This window comes from Chryseobacterium sp. NG-CE01 (assembly GCF_055695505.1).
In genome coordinates this window covers 3845796-3859915 of record NZ_CM146369.1, presented here as the reverse complement: position 1 = coordinate 3859915, position 14120 = coordinate 3845796, and the positions used below count along the sequence as shown (strand labels likewise).

Here is a 14120-nt window from a genome sequence, read left to right as displayed (position 1 = left end):
CCTGCATAACCATCTTACGACATGAAAAGACTAATCATATTATCCGCCATCGTACTGGGGTTGGGAATCTTCCGCGCCCAGGCTCCTACGGCTTCGGAAAATTATATTTACTCCCGGATCTATCTTTCGGAGGACGGCTCCAAAAAAGCCGAATCGGTACAGTATTTCGACGGGTTGGGAAGGCTGAAGCAAACGGTTTCCGTGAAATATACCCCTTCAGGCAAAGATCTCGTCGTTCCTTCCTATTATGACGAGCTGGGCAGGCAGGCCAAAGATTACCTGCCATTACCCATGACCACTGCCAACTCGGGAATCCAGACTCTGTCGGAAACGGATATCAATACCTATTACGGAGTTTCCAATGCGTATTCCGAAAAGATTTTTGAAAACTCCCCACTGGATCGGGTGGTAGAAGTTGCCGCTCCGGGAGATGCCTGGAAGAAAGCATCCGGCCACACCATCCGATCAAGCTACGAAACCAATATTTCTTCCGATCAGGTAAAAAAATACACCATTACCTCTTCCTGGGCCAACGCCACCCTGTCATTTTCAATCCCTGCCGTAGGCTGGTTTGGCGACAACCAGCTCATGAAAAATGTAACCCGGGATGAAGACGGAAACCTCAGCATCCAGTTCAAAAATTCTCAGGGACAGCTCCTTTTAGCAAGAAAGATGGACGGCTCTGTCCCGATCGATACGTATTATGTGTACAACCTTTATAACCAGCTTGTGCTGGTTATTCCCCCGAAAGCCAATGCAGAGATCACACAAAACAACAATGTGGTTACCCAGGAAATCCTGGACCAGCTTTGTTACCAGTATAAATATGACCATAAAAACAGGCTGGTGGAGAAAAGACTTCCCGGCAAGGACTTCTGGGAATACCTTGTATATGACAGGCAAAACAGGCTCGTGCTTTCCCAGGATGCCAATCAGCACCTTAAGGAGTGGTCTTTTATCAAATACGACCGGCTGGGAAGAACGGCATACACCGGGCTATTCGCCAGCACTTCAGACCGGATTGCCCTGCAGAATGCTCTTAATACAGCCCCTGTACTGAACAATGAAACCAGAACAACGGCTTCACTGGCAGTAAACGGGGAAAATATGCACTATACCAACACCGCATTTCCTACGGATCGTCTTACCATTCTTACCATTAATTATTACGACGAATATGCTCCGGAAGCACCATCAAAACCCATCGCCATTTTTGGCAAAGCCACACTGGGAAGCACCCCGGCCCAGTTCAGCTCCGCAGGAATCGTAAGCTATAGAAGCACCAAAGGAATGCCCACTTCCTCCTCCGTTAAAAATATGGACGAAGATGCATGGACGAAGACGCATATCTGGTACGATACCATGGGAAGAAGTATCGGCTCGCACACGATCAACCATTTGGGAGGCTACACCAAAACAGAGACCGAACTGGATTTTGCAGGGGTAATGCTGCAGACCAGAACCCTGCACAAAAGACTGGCAGGCGATCCCGAAAAAACCATCCTGCAGAATTTTGAATACGACAGCCAGAACCGACTGAAAAAACAGTGGCATAAAGTGGGCAGCCTGCCGCAGGAATTATTGGCAGAATATACGTATAACGACCTTTCCCGGCCGACCAACAAAAAAGTGGGAAACAACCTGCAAAGCATCGATTATACCTACGATATCCATGGCACCGTTACCAAAGTGAACAATCCGGCTAACCTGGGAACGCAGCTCTTCGGATACGAGCTGAAATACTTCAATCCCCAGAACACCAATAGCGCTACCGGGCTGTATAATGGAAATATAACCGAAATAGACTGGAAAACAGCTTCCGATAATGTCCTGAGAAGGTATAATTACCAGTATGATGCCTTAAACCGGTTGAAAAAAGGAATCTACTCCGAGCCCGGCACGTCTGTTCCGCAGAATGATTTTTATAACGAAACGGTAAGTTATGATGGAGCAGGCAATATCTCTTCCCTGCAGAGAACCGGAAAAGGAGGTTCCGGAATGAAAGAGCAGATCGACGACCTTAGCTATACCTACCTCGGAAACAGGCTGCAGACGGTAACAGACGACTCTGCCCACTACGGAGGATATCCCGATACCTCAGGAGCTTCTATAGCTTATGACAACAACGGGAACATGACCAGCCATGAAGACAAGGGCATCGTCAATATCAGATACAACCACCTGAACCTTCCCGGAGAGATAAAATTCAATGTTACCTACACCGTCAGAAACACCGCCACAGGCCAGAGTGAGATAAGGAATGTAAGGACCAACTACACCTATAGTGCAGATGGAACCAAGCTCAGAAAGAAATACACCAATTACTTTATCAAGTTTGCATCGGAGCGTACCACTACTACCGACTATTTGGACGGCTTTCAGTATACGGTCAATTACCTGGGTGCGGTTACTTTAGATTTTGTTCCCACTTCGGAAGGGTATTACGATTTTAAAAATAATCGTTATATTTACAGCTATACCGACCATCTGGGAAATGTACGGGTAAGCTACTTTAAAAATACCAGTGGCAGCGCAGAAGTTCTTGAAGAAAACAACTATTACCCTTTCGGGATGAAACACACCGGCTACAATGCACTGGCAGGAAACCCTTCGTACTTATACCAGTACAACGGCAAAGAGCTGCAGGAGGAAACCGGCTGGAACGATTACGGCGCAAGGATGTATATGTCTGATATCGCAAGATGGGGCGTGATTGATCCTATGGCGGAAAGCTACAGAAGATGGTCACCGTATACCTATGCTATGAACAACCCGGTCAGGTTCATTGATCCGGACGGGATGATGACCTATGACTGGACCGCGCATAACAATGGTAATGAAGGCCAATACCTGGATGATAACGGCAGCGTAATGTCATCCTCAGCGGTAGCCAATTATTTTGATTTTACAAGGTCTCTGTCTTCGGGGAGCATAGGTGGTAATGGTGGAGGAAGTAGCACTGGAACATCAGTTACTTATGATCAAGCAATAGCCTTTCTTTATTTTGGTAATATTAATTTTTCTCAGTTTACAGAGGGTGATCCGCCGGGCAATGCTTTAAGCAGATTTAGAGATAGAACATCCAATTGGGTACAGGATAATATTAGAGAACCTTTATCCGGATGGTTTGATAATAACACCCGAAATACTTTTACTCTTGATGCAGCCGGACAGGCAAGAATGGATGACATGAGAGGTCAAATGTCAGATTATATGCAAAGTTCTGTAGGTGGTGCCATTAGGTCTGGAGCACAATATGGTATTGTAGGTTCTGGAATGGGAACGGGGCATGTGGGAGCATTTACAAGTGCTAATGCATCAATGAGAAATAAGATAGCGAATTTTGCTGAGAGAGCAGGAATATATAGTGGACAAAAAGGGCTGTCCAAAAATTCTGAAGCAATAATTGAAGGATATTATCAACAGATGAAAGCTGGAAAATCTATTAATCCAGGAGGTGGCTTTCGTACTCTTGAAGGAAAAACAATTTTAACAGAAGGTAATCATCGCATGAACGCAGCAATTAGATATGCAATAGAAACTGGAGATATAAAATACATACAAAAAATTCTTCAAGGGGTTTCAAAGCAACCAGTTGATTTAAGAAATTACAATATACCAGTTAAAAATTTTCTTACTAAATAAATAAGATATGAGCTTAACAGTAATAGATATAGACAGCGATTATCAGAGTTTAATTGATAATAAAGATTTTACTGCCGTGAATTTTCCTATTGAAAATGCCGTTAAAATTTATGGTAATAGTTACGACAGATTAAAAGATAAAAAAAAATTAAAACTAGAAATTGAAGATATAATAGGCTTTAAAGATGATCGCTTGAACTCTTGTTCAGCAATAGAAAATTTTCTAGTTTTTACTTATTATTTATTAAAGACAAATAATAATCTGGTTGTGTTTACGGCTGGATTATCTTATACTTCTATTGACTATTATATTAAAATAATGGAAATTATTCTGTCTAAATTGGATAATCGTACATTATGCGTTGTCAAAAATTTCTCTGATATTAATGAATCCAAATTAACTGATCTTTACATACAAATCAATAAAATTGAAAAAGAAATAATATTTGATTTTATGAAAAACTGGTTAATCGGATTTAAACCTAAAGATGGATTTTTTACATATCCTCAATATTTTGGAAAAATAGAGTTTGAAACTGAAGATTTTTCTCAAATGCTTTCATTTATTTTATCTGAACCAAACAGGAATTATGAATTTTATTTTATAAATAAGAATAACTCTCAATATCCTAAAGGAATGATCGTTATTAATAATAATACTCTTTATTTAGGGGTTGGAGTAAATCCAATTTATGAAAAGGCTATCACTGATAAGCTCTCTAAAGAGTATGTACGAACTCCAATTATTTGTAATGGTATGTCGTTACCTTATTAGGGATTTTCCCCGCTGCGCAAAGTCTGTGACTTTGAGCAGATATAAAAAAACCTCGCAAGTTGCGAGGTTTTTGTGTTTTATAAAGCAGCTGCGTTTTTGGCAAAAAAATCTTTAAATTTTTTATTGGTAAGCATTTTTTCCACGAGCCTGAAAATGGTTTGCTTGTCTTCTTCTTCGAGTTGTTGTATAAGACGAATATGTTCAAGTTCGGTTTTGTCTTCGAGCACTACTTCTTTAGGAATAGAACCGTCATAATTAATAATCTGGTCAATCGACATATCAAAAAGCTGCGCCATTTTCTGTAGTTCTTCTACGGCTAAACTTCTGGTTGCCTTCTCAATCTTGGAATAGGCAGATTTATCCACGCCAATATAAGTGGCTACCTCTATCTGTTTCAGGTTTTTCTGCTCTCTTATATCTTTAATGTTATCTGCTAAATTCATAAAACAAAAGTATTGAAAATAGAAATTATTTACAAATAGTAACTCACTCCCGCACGATTGTATCGTGTGGCAGACCATAAAAAACCTCGCAAATTGCAAGGTTTTTTGTGTTTTATAAAGCTGCAATATTTTTCTGTAGATAATCTTTAAATCGTTTTTTAGAAACGAAAGTTTCGATTAGTTTTAGAAGAATGTTTTTTTCTTCGGCATCAAGTTCATTGATAAGTTTTAACTGTTCCAGAACTGCGGTATCTTCCATAGAAACCTCATTGGAATATTGTTTTTTTCATTGAAGAAAATAATATCATCTACGGCAATCCCGAAATGTTTAGCGACAAAAACCAATTTATCAACAGGGATATCCTGTTGGTTGTTTTCCATTTTAGAATATCCCGTTCTGTGCGTATGCATCAGATCAGCCATCTCCTGCTGTGTTAAACCTTTACTCTCACGGAGTTTTTTTAAGTTGTCGCCTATCTTCATAATGAAAGAATTATAAGGCGAATTTACTAAATAAGAACATTTAAGCAAAATATGTTTTGTTTTAGAGAATATTAGGAATAGGTGTAAATCCAAGTCAAGAAAAATATTTTGTGGAGCAATTTATAGAGAAGTACAAAGTTTCGCCTATTGCTTATTATAATGGAGCAGTTCTAAATTAAATGGATTATGGAATGGATGTGCCACTTACAAGTCACATTTTTCGTGGAGTCAAGAATTTAAAAAAACCCAGACATTGTACATATGAAATATCATGATGAGAGAGAGGAGGAATCACTTCACAGTGCAGTGGCCAAGAAGTCTGGAAATATGTAAATCTATCAATCAGAGTGATGTGCAAGACCCATAAAAAGAAAAGGAAGAAGGCAAAAACTATGCCCAAAAAAAAAAAAAAAAAAAAAAAAAAAAAAAAAAAAATCACACACACACACACACACACACACACACACACACACACACACACACACACACACACACACACACACATTTTTTTTTTTTTTTTTTTTTTTTTTTTTTTTTTTTTTTTTTTTTTTTTTTTTTTTTTTTTTTTTTTTTTTTTTTTTTTTTTTTTTTTTTTTTTTTTTTTTTTTTTTTTTTTTTTTTTTTTTTTTTTTTTTTTTTTTTTTTTTTTTTTTTTTTTTTTTTTTTTTTTTTTTTTTTTTTTTTTTTTTTTTTTTTTTTTTTTTTTTTTTTTTTTTTTTTTTTTTTTTTTTTTTTTTTTTTTTTTTTTTTTTTTTTTTTTTTTTTTTTTTTTTTTTTTTTTTTTTTTTTTTTTTTTTTTTTTTTTTTTTTTTTTTTTTTTTTTTTTTTTTTTTTTTTTTTTTTTTTTTTTTTTTTTTTTTTTTTTTTTTTTTTTTTTTTTTTTTTTTTTTTTTTTTTTTTTTTTTTTTTTTTTTTTTTTTTTTTTTTTTTTTTTTTTTTTTTTTTTTTTTTTTTTTTTTTTTTTTTTTTTTTTTTTTTTTTTTTTTTTTTTTTTTTTTTTTTTTTTTTTTTTCTCTCTCAAAAAAAAAAAAAAAAAAAAAAAAAAAAAAAAAAAAAAAAAAAAAAAAAAAAAAAAAAAAAAAAAAATCACTGGATTCAACAGTTTTGCCAGGTGCAGTAATAACAAGAATACCATCTGTAGAAGTAGGAGTTACGGAAGGATCATTTGAAACGGCCTTAAAATGGGAAGAAGCTATTGCATTAGCAGGAACCATTGCGAAGTTAGGGCAATGGGGAATACCCCTAATGTTAAACGGAGACAGCTCTCATGCTCATGGTTATGATATTCCTCTTACGGGAGCAATTGATGTGCCTGCGAATGAACCAGGTGGAGTTGAATTTTTTTATAGAGCAATGTCTAGTAAAGAATATCTAAGTACTGGTGGCTTTTTACAACAAAAGAGAGATCAAAATGGTAATTATCGAGGAGAGGGACCTTTTGTAACAGATCGGTTAGAATATGCAGAAAGAGCCTTAGATGGTTTTAGTAAAAGAGATAAATATGATTTAATAGTTCAGTATAGTACACAGTTAGGCACTACAAATCTTCTTAACTCTATTTCATTACCGCATGGTCCAGGTGTAACTGGTGCTTACTCTGAAAAATTAGGTCTACCTATTAGAAAAATTGAACTTGGAGGTACCAATTATGGATTCTATGGCTCCAATGTTAATATTTTTAATGCTAGATTAGTTGGTCCACCTGTACCTATAAGATATAAATAAAAAATATGCTAAAAGAAATATTAGAAAAAACAGATGATAAGTTTGTTGCTTTTGCTGAGCAATACCGAGAATATTATAACTCCAATATAGAAAATTTCAAAATTGAATATGAAAATTATTTTAATACAATAAATACAAGTATATCATTATTGGTTTTAGACTATATTAAAATTTATCAGGTATTTGGCTATAAAGATGATAAGATATCAGCTTTTGTACGAACCTCTTTAATTCATTTTTATTTTTTTAATATATCTGATTTTATTAAAAAAAGAGAAGAGTTTGCAATATATTCATTTATTGATATATTTTATTGTGACCCTTTGTTTTTTGAAAATAAAGAAAACTTGATTGTCTTTTTTGAAGTAACTTATGCAATATTATTATTGGAAACTAATGACATGAGTTCATTCCTTGCTATAGCTTGTATGAGATACATTGCGATATTAGGTTCTGAAAATGAAGGGAAAATATTTTTAGAAAAATATTTAAGTGAAAATAAGACAGGTATTTATATAGAAGATGTAATAGAAGAATTATAAAGATAGTCCCGATCTCGCGAATTTATAATCCGTGAGCCATAAAAAAGAGGCTGCCTCACTTTTGAGACAGCCTCTTTAAAAAATTTAAAAACTGATATATTTACAGCTATACCGACCATCTGGATAGACAAGTAAAAAGGAAGCTTTAACGCAGGCTAGGAACGTAGTTCAGTACGGGTAAGCTACTTTAAAAATACCAGTGGCAGCGCAGAAGTTCTTGAAGAAATCGACGAAGGCGATTCGCCGATTCCATAAAAAATAAAGTTAAGAGGGCAAAACAACTATTACCCTTTCGGGATGAAACACACCGGCTACAATTCGCTGGCAGGAAATCCTTCGTACTTATACCAGTACAACGGCAAAGAGCTGCAGGAGGAAACCGGCTGGAACGATTACGGTGCAAGGATGTATATGTCTGATATCGCAAGATGGGGCGTGATTGATCCTATGGCGGAAGTAACTCCAGACCTATCTCCTTATCATTATGCCAATAACAATCCATTAATGTATAATGATCCTACCGGCATGCTTTCTATGTCATTTATGAACCAGTTATCAAGTTCTTCACATGGTACAACCTGGTATAATACAGGAACAGGTTTTATTAGTACTGGAGGAAGCTCTATGGATTATGACGGAAATAACATAAACTGGGGCTCAAGCTACACCGATATGCTTATGCGAAGCGTAGGTTTGGGAGGCTATATCAATGCGGACATTCCTGAAATAATCATGAAAGGAAAGGGTAATAAAGATAACTGGAATAATAACACCAACTATGGCTATAACAGTTACCTTCTAACGAGCAAAATTACAGGAGCTTTACAAGGGTGGAATTATGATGTGAACAGCGCCAACATGGGACAGTATATCATGAACTCTAAAGCCTCTATGGAGACTGCTGCAGTTGAAAGATTCTTGTTCTTAGAAATACCGATCTCTATAGCAGGTGGTGAATTATTTGCAGTAGGTTGGAGAGCAACAAATGTGAGTAGATATATTTGTAGACCTGTAGGAAGATTAACTAATGGTCTTTTAAAAATCTGTTTTACAGAAGGAACTTTAGTAGCTACAGAAAATGGCAATAAAAAGATTGAAGACATTAAAGAAGGCGACTTGGTCTGGAGTTACAATGAGGAAAAAGACCAAAAAGAATTGAAAAAAGTAGTGGCCTTGTCCCGTAATACTTCTTCTTCATTAGTGAAAATCTCTGTAAATGGCGCGGAAATTACCTGTACACCAAAACATCCGTTCTATGTAAACGGAAGCTGGACAGAAGCTAAAGACCTTACCAGAGGAATGCTTTTAACCACTGTAAACGGAGCAACTTCTCCTGTAGAATCCATTAATTTCTTGGATAAAAAGGTAAAAGTCTATAACTTTGAAGTTGAAGGTAACCATAATTATTATGTTTCCGAGAAAGGGATTTTAGTACATAATAACTGTGAATATACTACTGAGTTTATAAAAGGATTTTACGTAAGAGGTATCACTACGATAGAAAATGGTGTTTATAATAGGACTGTTCAAGGACTCGCTAATTATGAAGGAAAGAGCCTTTTTGAGCTTGTAAATGCATTCGAAGGTCAAGCAAAAGCAGCTGGAGCAGACAAGGTCGTAATAAAAGGTATTGATATTGTAGAAACTAGATTAATGAATTCGAGACCAGCCGAAATATTAGGATATACATATAAGAAACTTGGTAAGAATAGTATAGAATTAGTAAAGTTTTTAAAATGATAAAAAATATAAACATTGTTAAATCTAAATTTAATAGAATAAAGCAAGTTTTTTTTAAAACAGACCTATTTGAAAATTTAGAAGCAAATGTGCAACAAAAATTAAATCGCAATATTTCATACTTAGAAAACGAAATTCCTATTTTAGGATATTTTTATTCTGCAGATAATTTTTGGGTCCTTACTGATTTTAGATTAATTACCAATTTCACAAAAGTTTTACTTGATGACATTAAAAAAATTGACATTCCGGAAATTTTTATAGAAGGCAAAAGTAGTTATGAATGTAATAGTCTACAAATAATAAAAAATGATAATACTAATTTTAAATTAATCCTTGAAAATTCGACTTGGTATGCTGTATTTAATATTTTACAATTTGTTATTAGAAATAAATTTAAAGAGTAGTAAAGTCTATTCTTTAATATTTAAATAGAAGACAACCATAATTATTATGTTTCTGAGAAAGGGATTTTGGTGCATAATGATTGTGGCGTTTTAAAGTTTGGTGAAGGAACCGTAGAAAAATTTATCGAACATGCACTTGCTAAAGGGAGGCATGCTGATTCAGGTCTTGCCGACGAACAAATTGCCACAAAAGCATTTGATGTTATTAGGCAAAACCAAGCATTGCTGAAAGCTGGAGATAATACTCTTACAGGAACTATCAATGGTATAGAAAAATCCTTTAAGGCATTTGTTAGAGATGGTAAAATTATTTCGGTAAATATGTATCCAAGTATATCAAATAGAATTACTCAAGGTACAATAATAGAATATGGTAGTTTAGTATGGTAAAAAAACAAATAGAAAGTTTGATTATATCAGAAATAAGATATGATGAAATAGCAAAATTTAAAAAAGTAATTATTAAAAACTGTTGTATCACAAGCTTAGATTTAGAAGGTGCCTTCGAGTTAAAGACAGAACTAGTAATAGAAAATTGTATTGTCGACTTTTTTAAGATCCATTCTTGTTGGTTTGAAGAAGGGCTTATAATCAAAAATAGTATTTTTAATAATTATATTGATTATCAGATGGGCGGTCATAATAAAAAACCAATTATTATTGAAGAAAACCTTTTTAGTAATTTTTTTAATTTTTTTGACTGTCAGTTTTTTGATAAGGTAATAGTTAAAAAAAATATATTCATTCATGGAAGTAATTTATTAGGAAATTTAGATGAAGGCTATTCTAACACTTTCAATGAATTTCCACTATTAGAAGATAATATTGGAAAGATAGATTTAGACGGCTTTGGAGAATAATATAATAAAATAGACTGTTGAGAATACAGTCTATTTTTATGACTTGCTGTTAATTTTGAGAAACTTATTTTTAAAAGTATATCTACAACTACATCATTCCAGAGGAAGCAGAAGGCGTAGGATGGTACACAACCCCGGAGAGGATAGTTTTAAGAATCCTTATGTTACAGAGGGAGAAAAAAGATAGAAGACATTCAAGAGGGCGATCTGGTCTGGAGTTACAATGAGGAAAAAGGCCAAAGAGAATTGAAAAAAGTAGTAGCACTATCCCGCAATACATTTTCTTCACTAATAAAAATATCTGTAAACGGTACGAAAATTACCTGTACACCAGAACATCCGTTCTATGTAAACGGAAGCTGGACAGAAGCTAAAGACCTTACCAGAGGAATACTTTTAACCACTTTAAACGGAGCAACTTCTCCTGTAGAATCTATTAGTTTCTTGGATAAAAGGTAAAAGTCTATAACTTTGAAGTTGAAGGTAATCATAATTATTATGTTTCTGAGAAAGAGATTTTGGTACATAATACATGCTGGGAACAAAGAATCGCGCAATTTCTAGAATATGCAGGAAATATCGAGTCAAAGTCTCTTACTTCACAAGAGGCAACTATAAAGCATTTAGAAAGTGTATTTAAATTTTTATATAAAACAAGAACTGATAATAGAATTATTAAACTTGTAGCTGATGATATGTCAAATGTATTTAATGAAGCTAATGGAGTTTTAAGAATACAGTAAAAGGGAGCTGGTAATGCAACGTTTTTTTATCCAGATGGCGGGTTCCAAATATTTCAAAATGGAAAGCTTATTATTAATAAAATAAAGTTATAATGATAGAGAAAATAAAAAATGCAATTTTTAGTATTCCAGACTTTGAATATTTAAATTTTTCTCAAAGTTCTAACAGTATAAAATTCATTTATTATAATGTAATTGTTTATGGAAATAAAAATTCCATTTCAGTGTTTTACGATAGTGAAGAGATGGGAATATTTAATAGATTGCGACTTATTAATAAAAAAAATTCGTTACAAGTATTTAGTGAAATTTCAGATGCTTTAAATTATATGAAATATCTTTCTAAAGTTGTTAACGATATTCGTTATGAGACATATCATTACTTCATTTATAAGATTAAAGAGGTAAAAATAAATCATAATAATATTTCTTTTGGATTGGGAGGAGATTATCTAAACTATTCCAGAGATGATTTTAGTATACGTTGTGATATAAGTGATTTATACATAAAAGAAAATAAAGTGAAATTTAATTTTATTGTAACTTTTGATAAAGGCTATAGTTGTAAACTTTCTTTTTATCCTGAAAACCCTGTATGGGATGAAGGAAAAGATTGTCCAGAGACAGACGTTGATAAAGTTATTGATAATATTTTAAATCTTAAAGTTGATAATTATAAAGATATTCCATTAATAGAATCATAAATAAAAAGAGTCGGTGATATTACTCCAATCTCACAGCTTTATAATCCGTGAGCAATAATAAAAGATACTGTTGAAAAGATGCAGTTGTATGTGTCAGAAGCCATATTTAAGCAAATAATAAAATATATATGGAAATAAAAAAGAACAAAGAACTTTTTGGTTTTCAACCTTATGAATTCTTAAATTTTTTAGAAGGAGATTCTATAATACAAGGCTATAAATATAATGGCAAATTTATATGTGATTTATTAACATATGAAGAAAAAGGTAATTATTATAAGTATGAAGATGAAAATCTAATCTTATATAGTCCACTGGAAATTAATGAAAACGGAACGTTTTGCTTTAAGCTAAAGAATAAATTTATGTTGGTGGAAAATGAAAATTTTCAATTCTATACAAATTTTAAAATTGATAAAGAAGATTTGGATATCATAATGATTGAAGCATTTTCCAAGGTTAGTCAGAATACATATTTTTGGACCTATGCAACAATGGATTATTTAATTAAAACTACAATAAAGAGATCTCAGGATATATATTTTGATTATTATCCTGACGAAATTGCTTTTGTTTTAAACAGATTTTTACTTTTTAAAAACATTACCAAAAATAATATAGTAGATAGGCTTCAACTTTTAAAGACAGAGAAGAATATAATTTCTGGATTTTATAAATAACAAGGAGAAGAAGTATTTTATTTGGACTAATATTTTCTCACAAATTGTTATACAAAAACATTGTGGATATGCAAATAGAAAATCCAGTATAAGTTAAGCTACATTTTGATAAATTTTGTTGTGATTGTTAAACTCTTCAATAGTTTGGTAATTCAACGCACTATGCCTTCTTTTTTTGTTGTACCAGATTTCAATGTATTCAAAAATTTCCAACTCCATTTTTTCTTTTGAAATGAGCTTGTTTCCATAAATGAGTTCCGTTTTCAAGGATTTAAAAAAGCTTTCAGCCACGGCATTATCCCAGCAATTTCCTCTGTGGCTCATACTTCTTGTAACACCATAAAATTTCAAAGTATTTGCAAATTTTCTGCTTGCATATTGAACACCTCGGTCGCTATGAAAAATTAGACTTTTCCCTATTTTCCTGTTTTTGAAAGCCATTTTCCAAGCTGCAAGGCTTGTTTCTTCCGTACTCATCCCTTTAATCAAACTCCATCCAATAATTTTCCGATCATATAAATCAATCACTGTTGTCAAATACAAAAATCCTCCTTTGGTTTGAATATAGGTAATATCAGAAACCCAGACTTGCGCAGGTTTCTCGGCAATAAAATGCCTGTCCAACACATTTTCTGCTATCAGGTAATTGTGTTTAGAATTCGTAGTTACTTTAAATTTCTTGCTCAGTTTACTTCTCAGACCCAGCTCTTTCATATATTTTGCAACAGTTATTCTGGAGATTTTATAACCTAAAGAATTCAATTCAAAAGTAATCCTTGGACTTCCATAACGTTGTTTTGATGAGAAATAAATTGAAATGATCTGCTGTTTTATTTTTTCTGTCAAAAGCAATCTTTTGCCACTCGGCCTGTTTTTCCATTTGTAATAACCGCTGGAACTTAGCTGTAAAATCTGACACATCTTTTCAATCGGGAATACAGATTCATTATTTTTTATGGATTTATATTTCATCGACCGCTCTTGGAGATGATGCCGATTGCTTTTTTTAATATATCGCGTTCCAGTTCCGCATCTTTCAGCTTTTTTTCCAGCTCATGAATCTTTTCCTGTTCGGGTGTTAGTTTTAAATTTCCATTTCCCGGAAAACTTCCTTCCCTAAATTCTTCATACTCTTTACGCCATTTGTAAAGTAGCGTGACTGCGATTCCCAGTTCCCTTGCGAGTTCTGAAACATTAGTTCGTTCTTTGCTTAGCTGAACAGCCTTGGTTTTAAAAGCAGGAGCGTAGATTTTTCTCTCTCGTTTTATAAGTTAAAATTAAGGTTTTATGCTTAACTTTAACTGGACACTAAATTAGTACATCAAATTTAAAATGGTATTGAAAAGTAGACTTGATTGAAAAATAAATCCAGG

The 14120-nt window shown here is 33.5% G+C and carries 15 protein-coding genes and 1 pseudogene; 12 read left to right on the top strand and 4 right to left on the bottom strand.

The window, feature by feature from the left end:
- The first annotated feature begins 21 nt into the window (after positions 1-21).
- The gene (locus tag ACYT6F_RS17685; RefSeq protein ID WP_472598940.1) at positions 22-3645 is read left to right on the top strand and encodes a DUF6443 domain-containing protein; all 3624 of its coding nucleotides are present in this window, start codon (positions 22-24) and stop codon (positions 3643-3645) included.
- 7 nt (positions 3646-3652) lie between these two features.
- A complete protein-coding gene (locus tag ACYT6F_RS17680) occupies positions 3653-4420 on the top strand; it encodes a hypothetical protein (protein WP_472598939.1) in 768 nt (255 codons plus the stop codon).
- 77 nt (positions 4421-4497) lie between these two features.
- Here the strand turns inward: ACYT6F_RS17680 and ACYT6F_RS17675 are convergent, their stop codons facing one another.
- The 3 genes from ACYT6F_RS17675 to ACYT6F_RS17665 all read right to left on the bottom strand — a co-directional run bounded on the left by ACYT6F_RS17675 (position 4498) and on the right by ACYT6F_RS17665 (position 6560).
- On the bottom strand, positions 4498-4863 hold the full coding sequence (locus tag ACYT6F_RS17675; protein WP_472598938.1) for a helix-turn-helix domain-containing protein: 366 nt from the start codon (positions 4861-4863) through the stop codon (positions 4498-4500).
- Between the two features lie 228 nt (positions 4864-5091).
- The gene (locus tag ACYT6F_RS17670) at positions 5092-5346 is read right to left on the bottom strand and encodes a helix-turn-helix domain-containing protein (RefSeq protein ID WP_472598937.1); all 255 of its coding nucleotides are present in this window, start codon (positions 5344-5346) and stop codon (positions 5092-5094) included.
- A gap of 338 nt (positions 5347-5684) precedes the next feature.
- Positions 5685-6560, bottom strand: a complete 876-nt coding sequence (locus tag ACYT6F_RS17665) for a hypothetical protein (protein ID WP_472598936.1) — start codon at positions 6558-6560, stop codon at positions 5685-5687.
- Positions 6561-6591: 31 nt separating this feature from the next.
- Between ACYT6F_RS17665 and ACYT6F_RS17660 the strand changes: the two genes are divergently transcribed.
- The 10 genes and pseudogenes from ACYT6F_RS17660 (at position 6592) to ACYT6F_RS17615 (ending at position 12747) form a co-directional block, all read left to right on the top strand.
- Positions 6592-7071 carry a hypothetical protein gene (locus tag ACYT6F_RS17660; protein ID WP_472598935.1) on the top strand — a complete coding sequence of 160 codons (480 nt, stop codon included), beginning with the start codon at positions 6592-6594 and terminating at the stop codon, positions 7069-7071.
- A gap of 5 nt (positions 7072-7076) precedes the next feature.
- On the top strand, positions 7077-7613 hold the full coding sequence (locus ACYT6F_RS17655; protein ID WP_472598934.1) for a hypothetical protein: 537 nt from the start codon (positions 7077-7079) through the stop codon (positions 7611-7613).
- 297 nt (positions 7614-7910) lie between these two features.
- On the top strand, positions 7911-9353 hold the full coding sequence (locus ACYT6F_RS17650) for a polymorphic toxin-type HINT domain-containing protein (RefSeq protein WP_472598933.1): 1443 nt from the start codon (positions 7911-7913) through the stop codon (positions 9351-9353).
- Positions 9350-9760, top strand: coding sequence for a hypothetical protein (locus ACYT6F_RS17645; RefSeq protein ID WP_472598932.1), 411 nt, complete (start codon positions 9350-9352; stop codon positions 9758-9760). The genes ACYT6F_RS17650 and ACYT6F_RS17645 overlap by 4 nt, the downstream gene beginning before the upstream one ends.
- 24 nt (positions 9761-9784) lie before the next feature.
- Complete coding sequence (locus ACYT6F_RS17640; RefSeq protein WP_472601139.1) at positions 9785-10150, top strand: hypothetical protein; 366 nt, start codon at positions 9785-9787, stop codon at positions 10148-10150.
- Positions 10144-10620, top strand: coding sequence for a hypothetical protein (locus ACYT6F_RS17635; RefSeq protein WP_472598931.1), 477 nt, complete (start codon positions 10144-10146; stop codon positions 10618-10620). The genes ACYT6F_RS17640 and ACYT6F_RS17635 overlap by 7 nt, the downstream gene beginning before the upstream one ends.
- Positions 10621-10803: 183 nt before the next feature.
- Positions 10804-11079 carry a Hint domain-containing protein gene (locus tag ACYT6F_RS17630; RefSeq protein WP_472601138.1) on the top strand — a complete coding sequence of 92 codons (276 nt, stop codon included), beginning with the start codon at positions 10804-10806 and terminating at the stop codon, positions 11077-11079.
- Positions 11080-11111: 32 nt separating this feature from the next.
- Positions 11112-11363, top strand: a pseudogene (locus tag ACYT6F_RS17625) (hypothetical protein); the annotation flags it as partial.
- A gap of 92 nt (positions 11364-11455) precedes the next feature.
- Entirely contained in the window at positions 11456-12067 is a 612-nt protein-coding gene (locus tag ACYT6F_RS17620; RefSeq protein ID WP_472598930.1) for a hypothetical protein, read from the top strand.
- Between the two features lie 128 nt (positions 12068-12195).
- Positions 12196-12747, top strand: coding sequence for a hypothetical protein (locus ACYT6F_RS17615; protein ID WP_472598929.1), 552 nt, complete (start codon positions 12196-12198; stop codon positions 12745-12747).
- Positions 12748-12840: 93 nt separating this feature from the next.
- On the opposite strand, the gene ACYT6F_RS17610 is transcribed toward ACYT6F_RS17615, so the two are convergent.
- Positions 12841-14015 (bottom strand): IS3 family transposase gene (locus tag ACYT6F_RS17610; protein WP_472601137.1). Its coding sequence is split into 2 segments (ribosomal slippage): positions 12841-13748 and positions 13748-14015, totalling 1176 coding nucleotides; the frame shifts between segments, so codons are not numbered across the junction.
- Positions 14016-14120 lie beyond the last annotated feature (105 nt).

Coding starts and splice junctions, on each gene's coding strand:
- ACYT6F_RS17670 (WP_472598937.1), bottom strand. CDS start 5,346: ATGAAGATAGGCGACAACTTAAAAAAACTCCGTGAGAGTAAAGGTTTA.
- ACYT6F_RS17675 (WP_472598938.1), bottom strand. CDS start 4,863: ATGAATTTAGCAGATAACATTAAAGATATAAGAGAGCAGAAAAACCTG.
- ACYT6F_RS17650 (WP_472598933.1), top strand. CDS start 7,911: ATGAAACACACCGGCTACAATTCGCTGGCAGGAAATCCTTCGTACTTA.
- ACYT6F_RS17620 (WP_472598930.1), top strand. CDS start 11,456: ATGATAGAGAAAATAAAAAATGCAATTTTTAGTATTCCAGACTTTGAA.
- ACYT6F_RS17685 (WP_472598940.1), top strand. CDS start 22: ATGAAAAGACTAATCATATTATCCGCCATCGTACTGGGGTTGGGAATC.
- ACYT6F_RS17665 (WP_472598936.1), bottom strand. CDS start 6,560: ATGGTTCCTGCTAATGCAATAGCTTCTTCCCATTTTAAGGCCGTTTCA.
- ACYT6F_RS17635 (WP_472598931.1), top strand. CDS start 10,144: ATGGTAAAAAAACAAATAGAAAGTTTGATTATATCAGAAATAAGATAT.
- ACYT6F_RS17645 (WP_472598932.1), top strand. CDS start 9,350: ATGATAAAAAATATAAACATTGTTAAATCTAAATTTAATAGAATAAAG.
- ACYT6F_RS17660 (WP_472598935.1), top strand. CDS start 6,592: ATGTTAAACGGAGACAGCTCTCATGCTCATGGTTATGATATTCCTCTT.
- ACYT6F_RS17680 (WP_472598939.1), top strand. CDS start 3,653: ATGAGCTTAACAGTAATAGATATAGACAGCGATTATCAGAGTTTAATT.
- ACYT6F_RS17615 (WP_472598929.1), top strand. CDS start 12,196: ATGGAAATAAAAAAGAACAAAGAACTTTTTGGTTTTCAACCTTATGAA.
- ACYT6F_RS17655 (WP_472598934.1), top strand. CDS start 7,077: ATGCTAAAAGAAATATTAGAAAAAACAGATGATAAGTTTGTTGCTTTT.